Genomic DNA, 21,679 nt, shown 5'->3' on the forward strand with positions numbered 1-21,679 from the left:
TTAATGTAACACTGCTCTGTCTGTTAATGGATAATCAAACAATGTGGTGTCTATTATTTTTAAAGGAGGGAATGTTTCATGTCAAAAAATATGGACCGGCGGGTTCGCAAGACAAGAGCCCAGCTCCGTCAGGGACTGGCCGAACTTCTGAAAGAAAAGAGTTTAAAAGAGATCACGGTCAAAGAACTCGTAGAAAAAGTGGACATCAACCGTTCCACTTTCTATCTGCACTATGCGGATATCTATGACATGATGGAAAAGATTGAAAACGAACTGACCGGAGACATCGAAGATCTGATCCATACCCATCCGGTAAGTCCGTTCAACGAAGACAGCTTTCCGTTCATCGAGGATATTTTTTCCATCCTCGCGGAAAACCGGGATATCTGCGCCGCTCTCCTGGGTCCCAACGGTGATATCTCTTTTCTGCACCGGATTGAGAATATCCTCTCCGAGCACAGCCTGAACGCCCTGAAAGAAACATTTCCGGAGAAAATGGATGATCTGACATACTACTACGCCTTCTGTCTCTCCGGCTGTATCGGCCTGGTCAAGGCCTGGCTGTCAGATGGATCTTCCGTAAGTCCCCAGCATATGGCCGAACTTACATTTAAGCTCATCATGAACGCACTGAGGGGGTTCTATCCAGACTTTTCCGTAAGACATTCCTGATATTTACGGGGAAAATCTTCTCTGCGCTCTTTCTCTGCTTCCATTCGCAGCGCGCACTTCGATTCCGCGCTCCGCGCTGCTCATTGCTTCACGCAAAAAAACCGCCGTCCCCACGGCTCGCAATGTCCGCAAAAACAGCGATTTCTAAGTGCGCGATCAGGGGTTCGAACCCTGGACACCCTGATTAAGAGACGCTCACAGCGAAAAACTCGCGGCAAATTTTTCCATATAGGTTCCTCCAAGCCATTTGCATTTTCAAACAATCTTCTTCCAAAAAATCCGCGACGAAATCCGCGCCCACTCGCTACAAATAAGTCTTTCTTTTCATGGACAACATTTCTTTCCACCAATCTTTCCTAAAGGTCTGGCACTGGTTGGATTCGAAAATCCCCGATTCCCCGATTTCCCGTCCCCTGAATGCAGAAAATTCTAAAGAATTTTCTCTTTGCATTCAGTTTTCCGGGACGGGAAAACGGGTTTTCGGGTCTTTCTCATCCACCGTGCCAGCCAAAAAAGAACAAACTACACAAAACCAGTATGGTAATCAGGTGGTAGCCATCTCCTGAAAAGGGCTGTATTACGCTATTTTCCAATTTTTTCAGATGTTCAAAATCCTCATTTCTGCGCCATCCTATATGTTTTTACTCATTTGAGACCTTCTTGAAAAGTTTTTCATCCATAAGATTAGCTACCAGATTTTCATCATCCTTTGCCACATGACTATACACTGAGAGCGTTATCTTCGGGTCTTGATGTCCTGCTCTCGCCTGTACGATATGTAGTGGCACTCCCTGCGACAGTAACCATGAAATAGCACTATGGCGTGTTCCATGCAGTTTTATATGGCGTAGTCCATGCTTCTTTAAGGTCTCTGCCCACTTCCTTGTAAAACTCTTGGGAAGAAACGGCTCTCCATCCTGTTTACAAACAACTCTCTGCTTGCCTGTGAACCGCTTACCTTCTCTAAGACAGATTTGTTTGCAAAGCAACTGCTGACGCTTCAGCAGTCGGATCGTCTCGTCGCTTACAACCATTTTCCTGTATGAGCCGTCCGTTTTACAATCTTTTAACACTGGATGCTTGCTGTCCTCTGATTCTACCCATGAATGTTGAATGGTTACCGTTTTCTTGTCGAAATCAACATCTTCAAAACACAATCCAAGCAGTTCTCCCCGACGCATGACACAATCAAAAAGGAGCGCGACCGGGAGCTCCATGTCAGTTCCCTTTACCGCATTTTTCAACGCCTGTATTTCTTCCGTTGTATAGACATCAATATGTTTCGTCACAAGGTCTTTTCCGATCTTTACATTCTTGGTCGGATTTGTTTTGATGTACCCCAGTTCACACGCTACATTCAAAGCCGCTTTTAAAATCCTGTTGATGTGCCGTATCGACTCAGCCTTGAGCGGTTTATCACTGGCATTAGATTTCTCACGCCACCCATTATAGACTTTCTGGATGGCGGCTTTTGTGAGGTTCTGAAGCTTAATTTTTCCGATCATTGGAATAATGTAACGGTCAATATTCGTCTTGTAGTCGCGAAATGTCGCCGGGCTGTCCTGAACACGTACATAGTCCTCCAGATACTCATTCATAAAATATTCTACCGTCATAGCATTTGGAAGCAACAAATCCCCCTGCAAGTATTCCGCTTTTTTTATTGTAAGGAGATTTTCCGCTTCTTCTCTGCTATCAGAGTCACTCTTAAAACGCACTCTTTTTCGCTTGCCTGTGAGCGGGTCTCTTCCCAGTTCCAGAATAACGTCATAGTATTTTATATTGTCTTTGTCAGGCCGCGGACGCACTGACCCGGAAACCGTTTTGTATTTAACCATAAGAATTGTCCTCCTATTGTGTATGGGGAAAGTGCGTAACAGCACTTTCCCACTTTATCTTCCTCTAGTTTTCTGCAAAAGGATTTATCCCGACAAGATTAAGCTGTTCCATGTTCTTCTTGCCCTTTATCGAAACGAACTCACTTTTTTCTTTTTCCTGTTCTTCCGTTCGAAGTCGTATCCCATATCCAGCTACTAATACAGCGTTATCATCCGAGCCCAGTTTAAATCTGCTAAGATAGCGATCTTTATCCGATACCAGCAAATTTAATTCTTTCAACCTTTTTAAAACACTTTTACAATCCGGGAAACGACACATATCCATAATTTTCTCAAATGTCTCTCTTTTTATATAAAGTATCTTTGTAGAAACAGTTCCATCATACAGAGTTGTATATCTGCCCTTTTTTACATATCCATTTTTTCTATATATGTCGTCATGGTTCGCCGGTAGGTTTTCGCCAAATTCTTCTGGATGTTCTGTATAGTAGGCAGTAATAATCTCATGGGCTTTAATTCCAATATCGTATTCCTGCGGATCAATCAGTATCTGTTCAACAAGAAAGTTGCAGATTTTGTCCGTGTCAAACTTCAAGCCAAATACTTCTTCTGCCATCTCCGCTGTTGCAAGGATGATTCCCATTTTTTTCGCTAATCGCCCAAGAAGAACAGTGTCTGAATTTTCTTTTTTATGTTCCTTAAAAATTTCTGTCCAGTACTTACACCGTTCCACAACCTTCTCCGGTTTCTTATTCAAGAGATGCTCCGCCATTTCAGGAGTCGCCCATCCGTAATTTTCTGTGACTACCTCCTTAATCCTGTCGCTCGATTCTGCCGACTTTGTCCAGATAGCGGACAACTCTAAAACTCGAACACGAAGCCCGGCATTATTATCTGCCTGGGCAAGCAGACTCGTCTCACTGCTCGTAAATACCACAGAATGAAAACTAACAGATTCTGCCATGCCAAGCGCTTTTGTCATTCTCGCTCTTTCTTTCCCGTTTGCTATGGAATAAAGGATTTTCGTCGTATCTTTTTTCTTAAGTGTAGAGCCTTCATCTATCCCGATGCAGTATCCCGACATCATCCGGTGCATGATACTCAATTCGGTATCTAAAAAAGTCAACAGAAGAGAGTTGTCTGCTGTTACGGGAAGTGCCCCTGTACTTACAGCCAAATTGAGCGCGGTCGTTTTGCCAGAACTGCTCAATCCTGTCAGTGCTACGACCAAGTTCTCTGTCGGGAACACCGGATGGACATAGTCAAAGACAACTGATGATAACGCCATTACAAGAATAACTTCCAACGGTGAGTTCATAACTTCGGTACGAACCAGCTCTAACCACTTTTCAAGACTTCCTTGGGGTTCAATTTTTACATCTCCTATGTAAGTCCCTTCCATATCATTTTGGTTAATCAGTTTGTAGGACTTGAAAACCCTCTCCCCATTCAGTATGTCGAACCCTGTCTTGCTGTACTCATATACCACCGGTGCTATGACTTCCAAGTTTTCCAGACAACGGATTAAGGCTGGGGCGGTCTGTTTGGTTACCTGTGCGCCATACTTTACCAGTTCGAGTAGTTTGTACTCTGTCATCAGCTCTCTGGGCATATCGACTTCCGTTTTCACCCCATGTAAGTCTGTAATAACCAAACGCAAGGTTTTTTCCGCATTTTCCATATTCAGCAGTACCAACTCCACCTTTATTGCCCTACCTAACGGCTGAAACCATGTTGTTGTTCCACTGCCATCCTTATTTTTTTCCGTCCTCCAACAACCGTATTTCCCTTTTCTAATCCCACACTCAGGGTGTGGGACAAATCCCTCTTTCACATTTACCTGCGTTGATACTATTCTAGCTTTCATCACCTGCTCCCCCTTTCTCCGGACGAAACATGACTACTGGAACACCATTAACTTCATCCACTACCGGCATATACCATGTAAAGCTAACTTTTTTCTCAAAAGAGAGTCCCTGCACGCTACTAATCTTACGTACTGCTTCCGCTGAATAAATTGCATATTTCTTGCCGCTCTTTTTGAGAACAAAGCGATTATTCTCGCCAGGAAGTTTTTTTGCCATTACCAGTGTCTCTTCAATGAACCCCATCTGAAGAGTCAAATCTTCTTCAAGATTGAGGGTTTCCAGAAGTTCTGCTGACAGCATCAGCCGCTTGCCGTTTTTCTTCGAGCAGATCATTGTGAGTGCCCCTTTTCTTCCACCTCGTTTCTTATTTGATTTGCTTGCCACATCCAGTGGCGTAAATTTGTCTAAATTCGCCATACTTTAGACCTCCTTAAAGAAATTTATCAAACAAGAACATCGCCTAGTGGGAACAAAAAAAGGATACCGCAAACAGACTAACGTCTGTCGTCAGTATCCTCAAGAACCATTTGGTTTTGCCCATGTCTCATAGGGGCTTTCACATTCTATTCACGCAAACTTCCATGTTCACGTATCTTTTGCCAACAACATGTTGACTTATGTTACTCTACTAACATTCATGCTTCCAGTAAAGTATTCCAAAGCTGACTGATATTTAGGAAACATTATTGATGCTTTCGATAGGAATATTCTTTATTGATATGAATTGAATTTTACAATACAATGTCGCTATTGTCAACCATAATCCCATTATTTTTTCTTAGCTCTGTCATGCCCCTTTGATGACAATATTTTCACCTTCCGAAGTTCCCACAGACCACTATATCTCTGCCCGGCAAAGAGCACATGAGTATATGAAAGGTTCGCGTATCTCCCTGCCTTATCCACGATCTCATACACCTGTTTTCCAAAAGGCTGTAACAATTCAAGCACTTCCTTTTTTGCCGCCTCCACTTTCTTATTCCCTATGAATGTGCATCCCCAGCTTATCACGATCGCGTCATATGACGACTGTAACAGTTCTTTTAAATATTCCAAGTTTCTATTGTTGTCTGTAATTTCAGAGGGTTTCAGCTTAGTGCATATCCTCGAGAAAAGATTCCAGACTGTTATATCCGAGTACCCCATCATCCCGAAATTATTCAGAAGATAATTTGTAGTGCTGTCAAAGACCTGTATATTATCACTAGCCGGATTCATACAAATCACAAGTACTCTTTTCCCTTTCACACCATTGTAGGTCAAATGAAGTTCATATCTGTTCTTCAATTCTTCGTCAAAAACTCCTGTCTTCTCTAAAAGTCCTGTCTGTTTTACTGTATTTTCCATGGTAATCCTCCTATTCAAAGTATGATGTATACAGTGTTCAAAAAATCATAGAACACCTCTGTTTTGTTAAATTGTGCCTCTTCCAGTCCATGAGCCATCCTAACTCTATGCACTTCTGAGAACTCTTTCTTTATACACGTCTCCATTCGTTTCAGCCATTGAATACGTTGGTCTGAGATCATCTCGCAGTAGACTAGATATTCCAAGCGAAACTTTATACTGTTCGCACACATCCAGTCTCCAACTTTTTTAAGTACAGCGATATCTGCTGTTGTTGTACTTATCTGGAAATAAGTTTCATCTTCCCCCTCCCTATGGATATATCCCTCTTCATCTCGATAATAATTCAGTCTTGTATGTTCCGTGTTTCCTTGTTGCTGTGCCTTAACAAGATACTGTCTGTATATGTCCTGCCAAGTTTCCGGCTCTCTGAATATGTAGGCAGTAATCTCAGTAATCCACTCCCATTTACTTCCAGTATAGTAATCTGGCGGCATATTGATATCCGACAAGTTCAAGAGACTTTCCTGTTCATCCCACCATTCCTCCCGTTCTAATCTTTCTGCAAATGTCACTCTCCCACCTCCTCTATCGTCACTATCTCCACTGCATAGTCTGAGGAACATAGAAAAAGCCGGAACGTAACTGTTATATCGTCACGTTCCGGCAAGATTATTTTATCCATGTACTCATATTCATCTGGGTGGAGTTTATGATGGGTCAATACTTTTTCAACTTCATTTTGTACTTCGCTCCGACCACCCCATATCACCACTACAAAACCTCCAAGATCAGCCTGTAAATCTCTGTCAGCCCCATATGCTTCATTAAGACATTCAACATCAGCCCTAAGCCGTTTGAACACTTTTTCATCACTCAAAACCTCCGGCATTGAGCAGTTATTTTGAAGTTGATTTAATTTTTCTTCATTCGATACAATACTATACATTCTTCCGTTTCACCTGCCCCCTGTGCTGAATAACTAATTTTATGATAGAAACAGTCATTGTTACTCCGGCAATTATCATTTTTACATCTACATCCTTTTTCATACTTCCCACCTCTCCCACATAAGCATATTTATATATACTACATTAAACAATAGAACCCCTGCACCTATACCTATGATATAAGAACTCATTTTGCCTCCTCCTAAAAATAGTCCGGGCGCACGACAAAACTGCCGTGCGCCCGGATAATTAACCTTTTATTCTTTTAGCTTTTCCTTTGAACTCTGGCGGACGTTCATGCATGACTATCTTCTTCGCGTTCTTCTGAACCGATTTTCTCCTTAATGCTTTCTTTTCACCAGCATCCATATCACTATACCTGCAATACATACCAGTCCGATTATCCACCCCCATACATTCAGTATTCCGAGCAGGATACCCAGCACTACCGCTACAAGAATAGCCGAAACGATCAGATAAAGAACCCAGTCCCAAGCTGAGAATATCAAACGCTTTATAGGGCTTCCCATGCGAATTATATTTTTTTCTGCTTTGTTATACCACTTTATAGCTATTATAATACTAAGGGCAAGCCATATAATGCCTATCAATGTATACATTTATCTACCTATTGCTTTCTCTACTTTGTAAGCGCTTCAATCTTTGCATTTTTCTCTTCGTTTGTGATAATTCCCATCTCACACTGCTGTTCGATTCTTCTGATTTCCTCAAAGTTGTCTACTTTCTTTCTGGCAACGCTAATCTTGTAATTATATTCATCCTGAGAGATGACATCCATTGCCAACGCCCTGTCGAGTTTCGTCTTTTCTTCCTGGAACTCTTCTTCAGCTTTTGCCTTATCTCTGAGAACAGCATTCTGTTTCATACGTTTCTCAAGTTCAATCAACTGTGCTTCCAGTTCTTGTTTTCTTGTAAGTTTGGGATCCATCATGGTAAGCAGGTCTGTGACATCCAGTCCTCCCATATCCCCTGTCTCACTGACATAATCCACATATTTCTTTCCAATCTGCGCATATGCGGCATTAAGTTCCTGCTCAATTACATTAATCTGCATTTTTATCGCACTTAATTCTGCGTTATCCTGCGCCGCTACACCAACAGAAGAACCTGCCTTTACTGCTGATGTAGATATGCTGTCTCCTATATTCTGTGCCGTTTTTAAAGCCTTATCAAAAAATCCCATCTCTTTCACTTTCCTTTCGTAATTTAAAATTTAGCTCCACATACCTTACATTTCCATCTTTTTCCAAGATCATCTGCACCAAGTATTCCAAATGCACCTATCTTTGCATATTTGCCTACGGTTGAAATCTTCTGTACGCTGTGACTGCCGCAGACTGGGCAGGTCAGATGAAACTGCTCCTGTTCCATCTTCTGGTTCATTTCCTGAATTCGCTGTTGCTTCTCTTCCTCAATCTCACGTTTTACTTCTTCCTTCTTTCCGCCAATCTCAGGATCATATGTATCAGATGACTGAATTGCAGAAATGAAGTTTTGACGCGCATCCTGAGACTTGAAGAAATTACCATTTGGCATCAGGTACTCTGCCGGAACAGGCTGCATAGGCGTTCCACATACTTCACAGCTTACGCCTTCATTGCCTTTTAAAGTTACTTTTTTGATGTTTCCACATTTGGCACAATAATAGAACATCCTCTCTCACCTCTTTTCTTCTTCATCATTCTGTATTTTTCTTTTTACATGAGCATATATCTAACCATGTGATAACTATACCATACAACTATCAACCTTACAAGCAGATGAATGATTAATTATAATTAACTCACGGAGGTAGGTACTATGCCTAAAAAAGAAAATCCTTTGCGTCAGCTCCCAGTAAATATGGATGACTGCGGCAAAATTCGTATTCGCTTAAAAGATATTCTTGAACAACGCAATATTTCTTTAAATCAACTTTCTTTCCGTGCTGAAATGCAAAGAACTCAGCTCCGGAATTATCGGGATAATAAAATTCAACGGCTGGATATCGACATATTAAGACGGCTTTGCTATGTATTGGAATGTAATCTTACAGATTTGATTGAATATATACCACCAGAAGAGCAGGAAGACTAAATCAGGGGGAAGAGCTTACCACTCTTCCCCCTGGTATTTATACGGCATCATCTCCATACAATTTTCTGATTTTTTCATACAGCTCCTCTTTCATACGCTTTTCTTCTTCTGCTGTCATCTTAGGAAAAGTTATATTTGAAGTCTCATTCTCTATCTCTTCGCCATATCTCTTGGCGTATTTAGGATATCTTTCATGTAATTTAAAAAAACTAGTATCCGCACCCATCTCTATCAAATGCTCGGACAGACTTTTAAACATTCCGTAATCTACTGGTCTCATTTCTAATAACGCGTCAAACTCTTCATCTGTTGCATATATACAAATTTTTACAAAATCATTAAAAAGTCTTTTTTGTTTCTCACCCATATCCTGAGCATATTTCTCTACCATATAATCACCCTCTGTCTATTCACAGTCTACATCATTGTGGATATATCCACAATATTTATTTTTACACTTTCTGGGTACGATACTATCAGAGACTTGAAAGGCGGTGATTGTAGTGATCGATTATTCTCCATTATGGGAAACTATGCGCGCAAAGAATATCAGCCAATATAAATTACTACAATCCGGCATTGATAATAAGACTTTAGACGCTTTAAAGAAAAATAAGAATATAACTCTTCTTACTGTTGAAAAACTATGCAGGATTTTAGACTGTACGCCAAATGAAATCGTCAACTTCACAGAAGACTCTTAAGGAAGCCGGATTATCTCCACTTCCTTTTTTATTTTCCGTAAATCCTCTCCACAGTCATGGAGTAAATCGCATATATCCAACTCTTTTCTCCTTTGATTTTTAATGTATCCATGTACCACTCCTTTCCTTTTGTCAGCCATGTATTCGTTTCTTCCACAGGAACATCTGTCACATCTTCGCCATCCTTAAGGAGTCGTGGATAACAATTCAGAACATCCTCAATCCCTGTCATGTCGTTCTCCACAGGATCAAGCAGTACTGCTACAAAGCCATTCTCTCCCAACTCCTTTACCATGAGGATCGCCTCGACTCTGTTCAGTATTTCCTGTGGCAGTCTGTACTTCTTACGGAACAGACGGTTTACACTCCTAAGAAGCACCAACTGACTTTTTGTATATATTTTGATGTACATTCTTCCTCACCTCCTTCTGCTACATCAAAAACATAATATACGTTTTAAAAATCTACAAAAAAATAACAGCAGGTATCTTTCCAGACACATCTGCTGTCAATTCTGCAATTAATTTTCACTATCAACTTGGACTATTTATTTTGCTCGCGACGAACTCGCGACGGATTTCGCGCCACATTTTTGTTTCCCGTCCAATTTTTCTTTTCGCCTTGCTCTGCCTTGTTCTTTTTCTGTCGCAAGCATGGAAACCGCGCAAATCCGCCATTTGTGGCAGAAAAAAACCGCCGTCCCCGCGGCTCGCAATGTCCGCAAAAACAGCGATTTCTAAGTGCGCGATCAGGGGTTCGAACCCTGGACACCCTGATTAAGAGTCAGGTGCTCTGCCAGCTGAGCTAATCGCGCATCTATCTGTTTTGTCGAGGTTTTCCTCAACGCAAGTGATATTATATAACAGTTCCGGACAGAATGCAAGCAGTTTTTTTCATTTTTTGTACAGGTGTTTCCTCTCTCCCTGCGCGCATGGTTTTCCCCTCCCCTGCATACGTATAAGTAACACACCCTGTGCACCGGAGAGATCCCTTCGTATGAGAAAAAAATATGCCCTTCTTCTTCCCGCTTCCCTTCTCCTGATCCTGTCCGCCTGCAGTTCTGCGACCGTCCGAGATGAGAACGCGCGGTTCCTGCAGTTTACCGACGAGCTGTTCCGCCGGGAGGTGTCCGCAGACTCCCTCACCCTCCACTACACCCTGAAAAACCCCGGGAGCTTTGGCATCCGGGATACCCCTGTCACCCTCGGCTCCTTCGACACAGACACAGCCGCCTCCGGCGCCGCCCTGGAGAACTGCCTGTCCGCCCTTCATGGGTTCCGCCGCGGGAACCTGTCCGAAGAGAACCGGCTCACCTTTGACGTGCTGGAGTCCTGGCTGGAGACAGCGCTCGCCGGCGCCCCCTACGGCCTCTACGAGGAACCCCTGTGTCCCCTGACCGGGGTCCAGGCCCAGCTTCCCGTCCTCCTGAGCGAGTTCGCGTTTGACTCGCCGGAAGATGTGGATCTCTATCTGGCAGTTCTGGAGGAGATCCCGGCTTACTTTGATTCCCTCATTGCGTTTGAAAAGGAAAAATCAGAAAAGGGGCTCTTCATGTCTGCCGCAAACGCCCGGGACGTCATGGAGGAGTGTGCCGCCCACACCGCGCTGGGGGATGACCACTACCTCTTCTCCTCCTTCCTGTCCCGCCTGGATGCGCTGGAAGGGCTCTCCGCCGCCCAGAAGGACGCCTGCATCGCCCAGCACAGGGAGCGGATGCATGGCTGCGTCTTCCCCGCCTACAATCGGCTGGCCGCCGCCATGGACGCGCTGGAACACACCGGCGTCAACGACGCCGGCCTCTGCTACTGGCCTGACGGCAAACAGTACTATACCTGTCTTGTAAAACGGGATACCGGCTCCTCCCGCACAGTCCCCCAGCTCCAGGAGCTGACCCGCGCACAGATGGCGGAAGACCTGTCCGCCATGCAGTCCGTCGCCCCTGTGGGGGAGGACGCGGCGGCGTTCTCCCTGGATGATTCCAGCCCGCAGGCCATTCTGGCGGCGCTGAAGGACGAGACGGAAGCATACTTCCCCGCTCTCCCGGACACGGATGCCCAGGTCCGCTTCGTACAGCCGGAGATGGAGGAATTCTTAAGCCCTGCCTTCTACATGGTTCCCGCCATCGACAACGCCGGGGAAAATGTGATCTACATCAACCGGGGACATCTGCCCGACGACCTGACACTCTACACCACCCTGGCCCACGAGGGGTATCCGGGGCATCTCTACCAGAACGTATACTATGACTCCACAGACCCCGCCCCCATCCGCAGTCTTCTCTCCTTTGGCGGCTACACGGAAGGATGGGCCACCTACGTGGAGATGCTATCCTACTATTTTACAGACATGGACGCGGACCGGGCGCTCCTGGAGCAGAAGAACGCCTCTGTCATCCTGGGCCTCTACGCCCTCGCCGACATGGGAATCCACTACGACGGCTGGACCCTTACGGAGACGGTCGCCTTCTTCCGCAGCTTTGGCATCACAGACACGGACACGGTCCGGGAGATCTTTGATCTGATCCTGGCGGATCCGGGAAACTATCTGAAATACTACATCGGCTACGTGGAATTTCTCGAGCTGAAGAAGACTGCCTCAGATGCATGGGGCGGTTCCTTCTCGCAGAAAAAGTTTCACAAAACAGTGCTGGATGCAGGACCCGCGCCTTTTGAAATACTGGAAGATCTGATCCGGAAGAGATAGCTATTTTATCCCGGTTATGCTATGGTAATAGATAGATCGCAGAACATTTGAAAGGAGCATATACCAATGAAAATAGAAATCCCAGGCTACCCGTCACTGGATCTGAAATACCTTCTTCTTGACTACAACGGCACCATCGCCCTGGACGGCGTCATCTCCGAGGCAGTTGCCATCCGGATCCGGCAGCTCTCCGAGCTGTTCCGGATCTATGTTCTGACTGCCGACACGAACGGTACGGCGCGCCAGATGTGCGAGGGGCTCCCGGTGGAGATCCTCACCTTCCCGAACGATTCCGCCATGCAGGAGAAGCAGGATATCCTCTACTCTCTCGGCCAGGAGAACTGCGCCGCCATCGGAAACGGGCGCAACGACCTCCTCATGTGCCGCGAGGCCGCCTTCTCCGTCTCTGTGCTGGGGCAGGAGGGCGCCTACGGCCGGCTCCTGACATCCACAGACCTGTGCGTGCACTCCATCCTGGATGCCCTGGATCTCTTCCTGAATCCCAACCGGATCATCGCATCCCTGCGGGGCTAGCCTGCGCCATCCCCGCCGCAAGCACCACGCTGGCTGCCAGACCGGCAAAGGTGGCGATAAGGGCGCCCGGCAGCGTGAACCTCGTCTTTGTCACCTTTGCCGTCATAAAATACACGCTCATGGTGTAGAAGATCGTCTCCGTGCAGGACATGCTGACAGAGGCCACAAGACCTGTGTATGTATCCGTGCCAAATTCCTTAAAGATATCCAGGAGCAGGCCTGTAGCCGCGGAGGAGGAAAACATCTTCACGATCGTCAGCGGCACCAGCTCCCCGGGAAACCCAATGCGGTCTGTAAAGCGTCCGAGCAGGGACGCCGCCAGATCCAGGAACCCGGAGGCCCGCAGGATGCCCACCGCGATCATGAGCGCCACCATGGTCGGCATGATCTTCACCACGATCCGAAACCCGTCGTTCGCCCCCTCGATAAACGCATCGTACACCTGTACCTTCCGCGCTGCCCCGCAGCAGACGATCCCGAGGATCACGGCCGGGACGATCAGGTTGGACAGGATCATAAACATCTCCATTCTTATTCTCCCTGTCTTTCACTCTCCCTTATGTATATGAGGCAATCTTGAAAAGAATTTCAAAAAAGCCTATACTGTTTACAGCGATTTTACATTCAGAAGGTGATCTTTCCATGCATGCGACTGCATCGAACACAAGTGATTTCAGCAAGGGGAGCGTGGCCGGCAACATCCTGCGCCTGGCTGTCCCCATGACGTGCGCACAGCTCATCAATGTCCTGTACAACGTGGTGGACCGGATCTACATCGGCCACATCCCCCACACGTCCACCCAGGCGCTGACAGGCATCGGCCTGACGCTGCCCGTCATCACCATCATCACCGCCTTTGCCAACCTCTTCGGCACCGGCGGGGCGCCCCTCTTCTCCATTGCAAGGGGCGGCGGGGAGACGGAGAAGGCAAAAAAGATCATGGCGAATTCCTTCTCCATGCTCCTGCTCAGCGGCCTGGTCCTTGCCATCCTCTGCTATGCGCTTCGCCGGCCGCTGATGTATCTGTTCGGCGCCAGCGACGCCACCTATCCCTATGCGGACGCCTACCTCACCATCTACCTGTGCGGCACGCTGTTCGTCATGGTAAGTCTTGGCATGAACAATTTTATCAACGCCCAGGGGTTCGGCGTCACGGGCATGCTCTCCGTGTCCATCGGGGCTGTGCTGAACCTGCTCCTGGACCCGCTGTTTATCTTTGTCTTTCACATGGGCGTGCGTGGCGCCGCGCTGGCCACCATCATCTCCCAGTTCGTATCCGCCGTGTGGGTCTTTCACTTCCTCACCGGGAAAAAGGCAGTTATCACCCTCTCCTGGCGGCATATGCGCCCGGACCCCCGTCTGATCCGGAAGATCACCGGCCTGGGCCTGTCCGGTTTCATCATGTCCGTCACAAACGGATCTGTCCAGATCATGTGCAACGCCACCCTGCAGCGCTGGGGCGGCGACCTGTATGTGGGGATCATGACAGTCATCAACTCCGTGCGGGAGATCATCACCATGCCGGCCAACGGCCTCACAAACGGCGCCCAGCCGATCATGAGCTACAACTACGGCGCAGGGGAGTACGGGCGGGTGAAATCCGCCATCCGGTTCACCTCCTGGGCCTGCATTGTATTCTCCTTCTTCGCCTGGGCCCTCCTGTTCTTCTTCCCGCACTTTTTCATCCATCTCTTTAACAGCGATCCGGAGCTGATCGAGAAGGGCGTCCCCGCCATGCATATTTACTTTGCCGGCATCTTCATGATGTCCCTCCAGTTCGCCGGCCAGTCCACAGCCGTGGCACTGGGGCGTTCCAGGCAGGCCGTCTTCTTCTCTCTGTTCCGCAAGGTGATCATCGTGATCCCCTTAACCATACTGCTGCCGGCAGTGGGCGGACTCGGGACAGACGGCGTGTTCCTGGCGGAGCCCATCTCCAATATCGTGGGCGGCACCGCCTGCTTTGTCACCATGCTGCTGACCGTGTGGCCGATGCTGAGCCGGAAGGAGAAAGCCGCAGAAAACTAGGCCTTCCTCCTCCCCATCAGCCTGCAGAACAGGACCGCCGCCCCGGTGCTGGCCATCGTCGCCAGGATCCCGGCTCCAACGATGGCGGCCGGATTGACGCTCCCGTACTGGCTCCGGTAGGCGATCACATTCACCGGGATCAATTGCAGGGAAGAGATGTTGATGATCAGGAACGTGCACATCTCATTGCCGGCAATCCCCCGTTTTCTCGCCCGCCCTCTGCTTCTGCCGGCCCTTCTGTCCTCCTCCAGTTTCCCCAGCTCCTCCATGGCCCGCAGCCCCGCAGGCGTGGCGGCCCAGCCAAGCCCCAGCACATTGGCGATAAAATTGGCGGCGATGTGCTCCCTGGCCGGATGCGCCTTCGGAAGCTCCGGGAAAAGGAAGGCGAGCGCCGGCGAAAGGGACCGCGTCAGGGCGCGGATCAGGCCGCCCCGCCTGGCGATCTCCATAAGTCCCGTCCAGAAGGCCATCACGCCCGCCATGGTAATGCACAGGGTGATGGCCTCTTTGGAGGAGTCCAGCGCCGCATTGGTCACTTCCACGATCCGTCCCGTACAGGCGGCATACGCGATGCCCGTGACGATCATGCCCGCCCAGAGATAATTCAGCATATCTGTCCCCTTACAAAAAACTGCTTTTCTATATCTTATGAAAAAAACGGGCGGATATGCCGCCCGTCTCTCACTCACATATTCTGTCTGTACCCGTCCAAAAAGTTTCCCATCCGTCTCACCGCGTCTGTCAGCACCTTCGCCTCCGGCAGCATCACGATCCGGAAATGATCCGGCTGCTGCCAGTCGAAACCGCTTCCCGGGATCACCAGGATACCCTTGCTCTTTTCATACTCGCAGATGGCCTCCCGGGCCTTTGGCATACCTTTGAAATCGCAGTAGCCGACGCCCTCTTCCAGATGCCCGTCCAGCGCATTTCTTATACTGTCCGGCAGGCCGAAGGCGAAGGCGGCCGGATTTCCCGTGTTCAGCTTCAGCACGTCCCGCCCCTGTCTTTGCATCTCCATGGCCCGCACATACAGGGGCCCCCGTATATCGGAATGCACATGGTTCATCTTGTCTGCACGCTTTATTTTTTTCATACTTTTGTTCCCGCCTTTTCTGTTCTTTCTTCGCATCTATCATACGTCCGGCGGCAGACGGATTCAAATACCAATCCCCGTATACCATATATATGCGTCTGCTTATACCGCAAAGAAAAAAGGAACCCCCTCCGGAGGCTCCTTTGACTGTGCGCTATTCTTTTTTCGCTTCCGCCTCGATCTCTTCCGGATCGATCCGGTGCTGCTTCAGTTTCAGGTACACGACCTCCCGGAAGAGGGCGTAGACCACAGAGACGATGGGGATGAAGATGAGCATGCCAACCACGCCCATCAGGCTTCCGCCAAGACTCACCGCCGCCAGCACCCAGATGGAGGGCAGTCCCACCGAATTGCCCACCACATGGGGGTAGATGAAGTTTCCCTCGATCTGCTGCAGCACAAAGAAGAGAATGATAAATCCGAGGGCCTGCACCGGGTTCACCATGAAGATCAGGAAAGCCCCGATGACGCAGCCGATAAAGGCCCCGAAGATGGGGATCAGCGCGGACACTGCGATGACCAGGCCCACCAGAAGCGCGTAGGGCATATGGAAGACCGTCATGGCCACCACGAACATCGTGCCCAGGATAATGGCCTCCACACACTGCCCGGTGAGGAAGCTGGAAAAGGTGTTGTACGTCAGCGTGCACACCTCCAGCAGCGCCTCCGCCTTCCCTTTTGGGATGAAGGCGAAGATCACTTTGCGCACCTGCACGTTCAGCTTCTCCTTCTGGAGCAGGATGTAGCAGGCGAACACAAAGGCGATGAAGAATGTGGTCAGGCCGCTGATGATGCCCCGGGCCACAGTGATGGTGGAGTCCAGCATGCTGCCCGCACCGTTGCGAAAGAAGGATACACCCATCTCCATGATGTGGTTCCAGTCAAAATTCAGCTCCTGCAGCCAGCTGCTGATCTGGGCGTTATCCCGGAAGAGCTCTTCCGTCCACTTCTGCACCTGCGGGATGAAGATCCGGATGCTCCGCCCCAGGCTGCCGAACGTGCTTCCCAGCTGCGGGATGAGGACGAACAGGACAAGTCCCACAACGCCCACCACAAGCAGAAGCACAAGGACAAGGCTCGCTGGCCGGGCCAGCTTCTGCAGGGCCCGGCTCTTCTGTGTTATTTTCCGGGGAAACAGGTGCCTCTGCAGGAAGTTCATGGGAACGTTCAGCACAAAGGCAAACGCGCCGCCCAGGATAAACGGAAACGTCACGCCCAGGATAAATTTCAGCACGGAAAACACGACGTCGTATTTCCACAGGCACACCACCAGGACCGCTGTAAAAAGGATAAGCCCCCGTATTTTTTTAATGTTTTCCCCGTTCAGATCCATGTTATTTCCTCAATTTCTTTAAGAGCTGTATGATCGGCAGGTTGAGAAGCGCCAGTCCGTACACGATCAGAAGGTGTGCGCCGTCCAGCGTCTGCACATTGAACAGGCCGTGCAGGCCGGGGATCATCAGCACGCCCGTGATCAGGAGCAGGCCGAGCACAAAAGCGCCGATCAGGTAAATGTTGTTAAAGAACCGTTTTGTGAAGATGACCGGTCTGTTGGACTTACAGTTAAAGCCGTGCACAAGTCTGGACGTACATAAGGTGCCGAATGCCAGCGTGCTTCCCAGCAGGCTGCCGCCCTCGTTCAGCCCGATGAGGAAGGCGATCGTGGTCATGGCGCCGATGCACAGGCCTTCCGTGCCGATCCGCATAAGATAGTCCTTCGTCAGGATCGACTCGCCTATCGGGCGGGGCTTCTCCTTCATCACGTCCTTCGTGTGGGGCTCAAGCCCCAGGGCAATAGCCGGCAGGCTGTCTGTCAGAAGGTTGATAAACAGCAGGTGCACCGGCGCAAAGGGAACCGGAAGTCCGGCGATGGACGCGAAGAGCACCGTCAGGATGGCGCCGAAGTTGCCGGAGAGCAGGAACTGGATCGAGAACTTGATGTTCCGGTACAGGTTCCGCCCGTTCTCCACCGCCTTTACGATCGTTGCAAAGTTGTCGTCTGTCAGGACCATGGCCGCCGCGTCCTTGGACACCTCTGTTCCCGTAATGCCCATGGCCACGCCGATATCCGCCTGCTTCAGAGCCGGCGCATCGTTCACACCGTCGCCTGTCATGGCCACGATATTACCCCGCTCCTGCCACGCCCGCACAATGCGGATCTTATGCTCCGGTGACACCCGGGCGTAGACGGAGATCTTCGGCACGAACTCCTGCAGTTCCTCGTCGGACATATCCTCGATCACCGCGCCCTCGCATGCCTCGGACTCCTCCTTCAGGATGCCGATCCTCTTGGCGATGGCAGCCGCCGTCACCTTGTGGTCGCCCGTGATCATGATCGGCTTGATGCCGGCCAGGATACACTCCTCGACCGCAGCCTTGGACTCCTGCCGCGGCGGGTCCATCATGGCGACAAGGCCGAGGAACGTCAGATCGTTCTCATCCTCCAGGGTGATGGCCCTGTCCTCTTCAATCTCTTTGTAGGCAAACGCCAGCACGCGCAGGCCGTCCCTGGAAAACTCCATGTTCTGCGCCTCGATGCGGGCTTTCTCCTCCTCTGTCATGGGGAAGACTGCCTCCCCCTTCCGAAGGCTTGTCATCCTTGTAAGGAGCACGTCCACCGCGCCCTTGATGACCATGATGTGCTTTCCCTCCAGGATATGCGCTGTGGACATCAGTTTCCGGTCGCTGTCAAAGGGGATCTCGGACTTTCTCTCGTAGACATCCCGGACTTCCAGCGCCTCCCGGCCAAGCCGGCTTCCAAGATTGATAAGGGCCGTCTCCGTCGGGTCGCCGATCTCCTGGCCGTCCGTGTTGGTCGAATCATTGCACAGGATGCTGAAGTTGAGAAGCCGCTCCTGGTTTGCGTCGTTCAGGTCGATCTGCTCCGCGGGGATCCGTTTGCCGTCCACATAGTAATCTTCCACTGTCATCTTGTTCTGGGTAAGCGTCCCTGTCTTATCGGAACAGACGATGGACACGCTGCCCAGGCCCTCCACAGCCTGCAGCTTGCGGATGATGGCGTGCTCCCTCGCCATCTTCTGGGTGCCAAAAGAGAGCACGATGGTCACGATAGAGCTCAGGGCCTCCGGGATCGCAGCCACCGCAAGGGCCACCGCAAACAGGAAGGCATCTCCCGGTTTATCCCCCCGCAGCACGCTGATCCCGAACAGGATCCCGCAGAAAATGATGATCAGGATAGAGAGTTTCCGGCCGAAGTCATCCAGGTTGACCTGCAGGGGCGTCCGCTTCTCAGACGTATTTTTCAGAAGGCTGGCAATCTTGCCCACCTCTGTGCCCATGCCGATCTGGGTCACCTCGCAGGCCGCGCGCCCATAGGTGACGAAGCTTCCGGAGAATACCCGGTTCGTCTGATCGCCGAGGGCGGCTCCCTCCGGCACCTCATCCAGGGACTTCTCCACGGACAGGCTCTCGCCGGTCAGCGCGCTCTCGTCCACTTTCAGGCTGGCGCACTCCACCAGCTTCCCGTCCGCCGGCACGCAGTCGCCCGCCTCCAGGAGCACCCGGTCGCCGATGGTCACTTCCCTGGACGGGATCTGCTGCAGCACCCCGTCGCGGATGACTTTTGCCTCCGGGGCGGACATCTTCTTTAAGCTGTCCAGGGACTGCTCCGCCTTCAGGGTCTGCACGGTTCCGAGGATGGCATTCATGGTGATCACGACAAGGATCACGACCGTGCTCTCAAAATCCCCCAGAAAACCGGACACGATGGCGGCAATGATCAGAATGATAACGAGGAAATCTTTGTACTGCTCCAGAAAAATCTGCAGCGTACTTTTCTTCTTTCCCTCCACCAGCTCGTTAAAACCATACTTTTCCTGGTTTTGTCTGGCCTGTTCGCTTGTTAACATAGCATTTCTCCTCTCTTCTTTCGCAAGCAGTAGTTCAGGACTCTATACAAAAAGAGACTTCTATTGCATACGTCCTGTTATGCAATAAAAGTCTCACTGTTTCATTACGATACGGATGATCTCTCATCGTACTGACGATATCGCAAACATGTGTAAGATCACATGCCAGTTACTCCCTTTTATTTACAAAGACAAATATAAACGATATTCCATTCCATGTCAACCTTTATTTTTTCCGGAAACGCCCTGTTTATGCGGCTTTGGTTGACATTATCACGCGCATTCCTTAGAATAGAAAGGATGAGAGTGTGGAAACAGAGATTTTTACTATGAAACGAGAAAAATTTTCTTCCCGGCTCGGCTTTGTCCTCATAAGCGCCGGGTGCGCCATCGGCCTCGGCAATGTGTGGCGTTTTCCCTATATCACCGGTCAGTACGGAGGCGCTGTCTTCGTGACCCTGCCCCAGACTTTCAGCGAGATGGCCGGCGGGCGTCTGTGGGGCGCCCTGTTCTTCATGTTCCTGGCCTTCGCGGCGCTGACGACCGTCATCGCAGTCTTTGAGAACATCATCGCCTTTGCCATGGATTTCGGCTGGACGAGAAAAAAGGCTGTCCTTGTGAACATTGCGGCAGTCATCGTCCTGTCGCTTCCCTGCGCGCTCGGCTTCAACGTCTTAAGCGGGTTCCAGCCGTTCGGGGCAGGCTCCACCGTGCAGGACCTGGAGGACTTCATCCTCTCCAACACGCTTCTGCCTCTCGGCTCCCTTCTGTACCTTCTGTTCTGCACGAACCGGTACGCCTGGGGATGGGACCGCTACTATGAGGAGGTGAACAGCGGCAGGGGGCTGAAGCTCCCGGCCTGGACAAAAGGATATCTGACGTATATCCTTCCCCTCATCATCATCTTCATCCTGATCGAGGGCTTTATCGAGAAACTCGGCTTCCCGGCGAACTTCCTTCTGCCGGCCCTGTGCCTCGTCTATCCCCTCTACCTGCTTCTGCAGGCGAGGATGGTGCACAGGAAAAACAGGAAATGATTATCCCTATAAGCAAAAAAAGACAGCGGAAAGTCAGTTTTTCAGGACTTTCCGCTTGTTTTTTTTTATGAGCGTGCGGGGGCTCGAACCCCGGACAACTTGATTAAAAGTCAAGTGCTCTACCACCTGAGCTACACGCCCCTGTTCGGTTTTAGAGAAAAAAAAAGTGCCCAGAACCGGAATCGAACCAGTGACACGAGGATTTTCAGTCCTCTGCTCTACCGACTGAGCTATCTGGGCAAAGTTGCGGGGGCAGGATTTGAACCTGCGACCTTCGGGTTATGAGCCCGACGAGCTTCCAGACTGCTCCACCCCGCGATATGAAATTATTCTGTCTCTTCTGAGACAAAAGCCGATGATCGGACTCGAACCGATAACCTGCTGATTACAAATCAGCTGCTCTGCCAATTGAGCCACATCGGCATGAAATGGATGGAGGTGGATTCGAACCACCGAAGCAATTTGCAACAGATTTACAGTCTGCCCCCTTTGGCCACTCGGGAATCCATCCATATAATGGGGCCTATAGGGCTCGAACCTATGACCCTCTGCTTGTAAGGCAGATGCTCTCCCAGCTGAGCTAAGACCCCTCGCTATGAGCACTTGGCGTCTGTTCTTCAGACGCTTACGTGCGATGCATACCGACGCCCTTAGCGAGCATGAAATGCAAACTTAGTAGTCGGTAAAACGACCCAGAAGAGACTCGAACTCTCGACCTCCGCCGTGACAGGGCGGCGCTCTAACCAACTGAGCCACTGGGCCATACTAGATTGAAAGTATCATGTACCTTCAAAACCACATACAAGAAATCTTCATCCGTTCCCGAACCTTCCTTGGTTATGCCCTCGACCGATTAGTAACAGTCAGCTCCATGTGTTACCACACTTCCACCTCTGCCCTATCTACCTCGTCGTCTTCAAGGGGTCTTACTACTTTCGTAGG

General features: G+C 49.7%; 23 protein-coding genes, 8 tRNA genes and 1 rRNA gene. 7 read left to right on the forward strand and 25 right to left on the reverse strand.

Annotated features, from left to right (window positions below; translation table 11 throughout):
- Positions 1 to 78 precede the first annotated feature (78 nt).
- The gene (locus H6A20_RS08035) at positions 79 to 672 is read left to right on the forward strand and encodes a TetR/AcrR family transcriptional regulator (protein WP_072524545.1); all 594 of its coding nucleotides are present in this window, start codon (positions 79 to 81) and stop codon (positions 670 to 672) included.
- 641 nt (positions 673 to 1,313) lie between these two features.
- Here the strand turns inward: H6A20_RS08035 and H6A20_RS08040 are convergent.
- The 9 genes from H6A20_RS08040 to H6A20_RS08080 all read right to left on the reverse strand — a co-directional run bounded on the left by H6A20_RS08040 (position 1,314) and on the right by H6A20_RS08080 (position 8,349).
- A complete protein-coding gene (locus tag H6A20_RS08040) occupies positions 1,314 to 2,510 on the reverse strand; it encodes a tyrosine-type recombinase/integrase (protein ID WP_204906620.1) in 1,197 nt (398 codons plus the stop codon).
- Between the two features lie 64 nt (positions 2,511 to 2,574).
- Positions 2,575 to 4,377 carry a DUF927 domain-containing protein gene (locus tag H6A20_RS08045; RefSeq protein ID WP_204906621.1) on the reverse strand — a complete coding sequence of 601 codons (1,803 nt, stop codon included), beginning with the start codon at positions 4,375 to 4,377 and terminating at the stop codon, positions 2,575 to 2,577.
- On the reverse strand, positions 4,367 to 4,795 hold the full coding sequence (locus H6A20_RS08050; RefSeq protein ID WP_204906622.1) for a hypothetical protein: 429 nt from the start codon (positions 4,793 to 4,795) through the stop codon (positions 4,367 to 4,369). The genes H6A20_RS08045 and H6A20_RS08050 overlap by 11 nt, the downstream gene beginning before the upstream one ends.
- Before the next feature lie 351 nt (positions 4,796 to 5,146).
- A complete protein-coding gene (locus tag H6A20_RS08055; protein WP_204906623.1) occupies positions 5,147 to 5,725 on the reverse strand; it encodes a DUF1643 domain-containing protein in 579 nt (192 codons plus the stop codon).
- Positions 5,726 to 5,739: 14 nt separating this feature from the next.
- Positions 5,740 to 6,300 carry a hypothetical protein gene (locus H6A20_RS08060; RefSeq protein WP_204906624.1) on the reverse strand — a complete coding sequence of 187 codons (561 nt, stop codon included), beginning with the start codon at positions 6,298 to 6,300 and terminating at the stop codon, positions 5,740 to 5,742.
- Positions 6,297 to 6,674: a hypothetical protein gene (locus H6A20_RS08065; protein ID WP_204906625.1), complete on the reverse strand. Its 378-nt coding sequence runs from the start codon at positions 6,672 to 6,674 to the stop codon at positions 6,297 to 6,299. The genes H6A20_RS08060 and H6A20_RS08065 overlap by 4 nt, the downstream gene beginning before the upstream one ends.
- A gap of 342 nt (positions 6,675 to 7,016) precedes the next feature.
- A complete protein-coding gene (locus tag H6A20_RS08070; protein WP_204906626.1) occupies positions 7,017 to 7,295 on the reverse strand; it encodes a hypothetical protein in 279 nt (92 codons plus the stop codon).
- Positions 7,296 to 7,315: 20 nt separating this feature from the next.
- Positions 7,316 to 7,879 (reverse strand): hypothetical protein, encoded by a 564-nt coding sequence (locus H6A20_RS08075; protein ID WP_204906627.1) that lies wholly within the window; start codon positions 7,877 to 7,879, stop codon positions 7,316 to 7,318.
- Between the two features lie 23 nt (positions 7,880 to 7,902).
- The gene (locus tag H6A20_RS08080; RefSeq protein WP_143931076.1) at positions 7,903 to 8,349 is read right to left on the reverse strand and encodes a hypothetical protein; all 447 of its coding nucleotides are present in this window, start codon (positions 8,347 to 8,349) and stop codon (positions 7,903 to 7,905) included.
- A 147-nt stretch (positions 8,350 to 8,496) separates the two neighbouring features.
- Here H6A20_RS08080 and H6A20_RS08085 point away from each other — a divergent pair, with 147 nt between their 5' ends.
- Complete coding sequence (locus H6A20_RS08085; protein ID WP_204906628.1) at positions 8,497 to 8,772, forward strand: helix-turn-helix domain-containing protein; 276 nt, start codon at positions 8,497 to 8,499, stop codon at positions 8,770 to 8,772.
- Positions 8,773 to 8,809: 37 nt separating this feature from the next.
- Here H6A20_RS08085 and H6A20_RS08090 read toward each other — a convergent pair whose 3' ends face one another.
- Complete coding sequence (locus H6A20_RS08090; protein ID WP_204906629.1) at positions 8,810 to 9,163, reverse strand: hypothetical protein; 354 nt, start codon at positions 9,161 to 9,163, stop codon at positions 8,810 to 8,812.
- A 142-nt stretch (positions 9,164 to 9,305) separates the two neighbouring features.
- On the opposite strand from H6A20_RS08090, the gene H6A20_RS08095 reads away from it, so the two are divergent.
- A complete protein-coding gene (locus H6A20_RS08095) occupies positions 9,306 to 9,476 on the forward strand; it encodes a helix-turn-helix domain-containing protein (RefSeq protein ID WP_207750393.1) in 171 nt (56 codons plus the stop codon).
- A 28-nt stretch (positions 9,477 to 9,504) separates the two neighbouring features.
- Here the strand turns inward: H6A20_RS08095 and H6A20_RS08100 are convergent, their stop codons facing one another.
- Positions 9,505 to 9,888 (reverse strand): hypothetical protein, encoded by a 384-nt coding sequence (locus H6A20_RS08100; RefSeq protein ID WP_204906630.1) that lies wholly within the window; start codon positions 9,886 to 9,888, stop codon positions 9,505 to 9,507.
- A 329-nt stretch (positions 9,889 to 10,217) separates the two neighbouring features.
- A tRNA-Lys gene (locus H6A20_RS08105) sits at positions 10,218 to 10,290 on the reverse strand.
- Positions 10,291 to 10,472: 182 nt separating this feature from the next.
- Between H6A20_RS08105 and H6A20_RS08110 the strand changes: the two genes are divergently transcribed.
- Positions 10,473 to 12,179, forward strand: coding sequence for a DUF885 domain-containing protein (locus H6A20_RS08110; protein ID WP_204906631.1), 1,707 nt, complete (start codon positions 10,473 to 10,475; stop codon positions 12,177 to 12,179).
- Positions 12,180 to 12,245: 66 nt separating this feature from the next.
- Entirely contained in the window at positions 12,246 to 12,713 is a 468-nt protein-coding gene (locus tag H6A20_RS08115) for an HAD family hydrolase (protein WP_204906632.1), read from the forward strand.
- On the opposite strand, the gene H6A20_RS08120 is transcribed toward H6A20_RS08115, so the two are convergent.
- Entirely contained in the window at positions 12,691 to 13,242 is a 552-nt protein-coding gene (locus H6A20_RS08120; RefSeq protein WP_204906633.1) for a spore maturation protein, read from the reverse strand. The genes H6A20_RS08115 and H6A20_RS08120 overlap by 23 nt on opposite strands.
- A 113-nt stretch (positions 13,243 to 13,355) precedes the next feature.
- On the opposite strand from H6A20_RS08120, the gene H6A20_RS08125 reads away from it, so the two are divergent.
- Complete coding sequence (locus H6A20_RS08125) at positions 13,356 to 14,738, forward strand: MATE family efflux transporter (protein WP_204906634.1); 1,383 nt, start codon at positions 13,356 to 13,358, stop codon at positions 14,736 to 14,738.
- Here the strand turns inward: H6A20_RS08125 and H6A20_RS08130 are convergent.
- The 4 genes from H6A20_RS08130 to H6A20_RS08145 all read right to left on the reverse strand — a co-directional run bounded on the left by H6A20_RS08130 (position 14,735) and on the right by H6A20_RS08145 (position 19,700).
- Positions 14,735 to 15,349 carry a nucleoside recognition protein gene (locus H6A20_RS08130; protein WP_204906635.1) on the reverse strand — a complete coding sequence of 205 codons (615 nt, stop codon included), beginning with the start codon at positions 15,347 to 15,349 and terminating at the stop codon, positions 14,735 to 14,737. The genes H6A20_RS08125 and H6A20_RS08130 overlap by 4 nt on opposite strands.
- A gap of 74 nt (positions 15,350 to 15,423) precedes the next feature.
- A complete protein-coding gene (locus H6A20_RS08135) occupies positions 15,424 to 15,831 on the reverse strand; it encodes a pyridoxal phosphate-dependent aminotransferase (RefSeq protein WP_204906636.1) in 408 nt (135 codons plus the stop codon).
- A gap of 154 nt (positions 15,832 to 15,985) precedes the next feature.
- Positions 15,986 to 17,164 carry an AI-2E family transporter gene (locus H6A20_RS08140; protein WP_204906637.1) on the reverse strand — a complete coding sequence of 393 codons (1,179 nt, stop codon included), beginning with the start codon at positions 17,162 to 17,164 and terminating at the stop codon, positions 15,986 to 15,988.
- Position 17,165: 1 nt separating this feature from the next.
- A complete protein-coding gene (locus H6A20_RS08145) occupies positions 17,166 to 19,700 on the reverse strand; it encodes a cation-translocating P-type ATPase (protein ID WP_204906638.1) in 2,535 nt (844 codons plus the stop codon).
- Between the two features lie 329 nt (positions 19,701 to 20,029).
- Between H6A20_RS08145 and H6A20_RS08150 the strand changes: the two genes are divergently transcribed.
- The gene (locus tag H6A20_RS08150; protein WP_204906639.1) at positions 20,030 to 20,737 is read left to right on the forward strand and encodes a hypothetical protein; all 708 of its coding nucleotides are present in this window, start codon (positions 20,030 to 20,032) and stop codon (positions 20,735 to 20,737) included.
- A gap of 68 nt (positions 20,738 to 20,805) precedes the next feature.
- Here H6A20_RS08150 and H6A20_RS08155 read toward each other — a convergent pair.
- The 8 genes from H6A20_RS08155 to H6A20_RS08190 all read right to left on the reverse strand — a co-directional run.
- Positions 20,806 to 20,878, reverse strand: a tRNA-Lys gene (locus H6A20_RS08155).
- A 26-nt stretch (positions 20,879 to 20,904) separates the two neighbouring features.
- Positions 20,905 to 20,977: transfer RNA gene (locus H6A20_RS08160), tRNA-Phe, on the reverse strand.
- A 4-nt stretch (positions 20,978 to 20,981) separates the two neighbouring features.
- A tRNA-Met gene (locus H6A20_RS08165) sits at positions 20,982 to 21,055 on the reverse strand.
- Positions 21,056 to 21,087: 32 nt separating this feature from the next.
- Positions 21,088 to 21,160: transfer RNA gene (locus H6A20_RS08170), tRNA-Thr, on the reverse strand.
- Between the two features lie 6 nt (positions 21,161 to 21,166).
- Positions 21,167 to 21,248, reverse strand: a tRNA-Tyr gene (locus tag H6A20_RS08175).
- Positions 21,249 to 21,254: 6 nt separating this feature from the next.
- Positions 21,255 to 21,327: transfer RNA gene (locus tag H6A20_RS08180), tRNA-Val, on the reverse strand.
- A gap of 98 nt (positions 21,328 to 21,425) precedes the next feature.
- Positions 21,426 to 21,499 (reverse strand) — tRNA-Asp (locus H6A20_RS08185).
- A gap of 71 nt (positions 21,500 to 21,570) precedes the next feature.
- Positions 21,571 to 21,679 (reverse strand): 23S ribosomal RNA (locus H6A20_RS08190); the annotation flags it as partial.

Origin of the sequence: Mordavella massiliensis, assembly GCF_016901695.1 — a bacterium.
GTDB classification, from domain to species: Bacteria; Bacillota; Clostridia; order Lachnospirales; family Lachnospiraceae; genus Claveliimonas; species Claveliimonas massiliensis_A.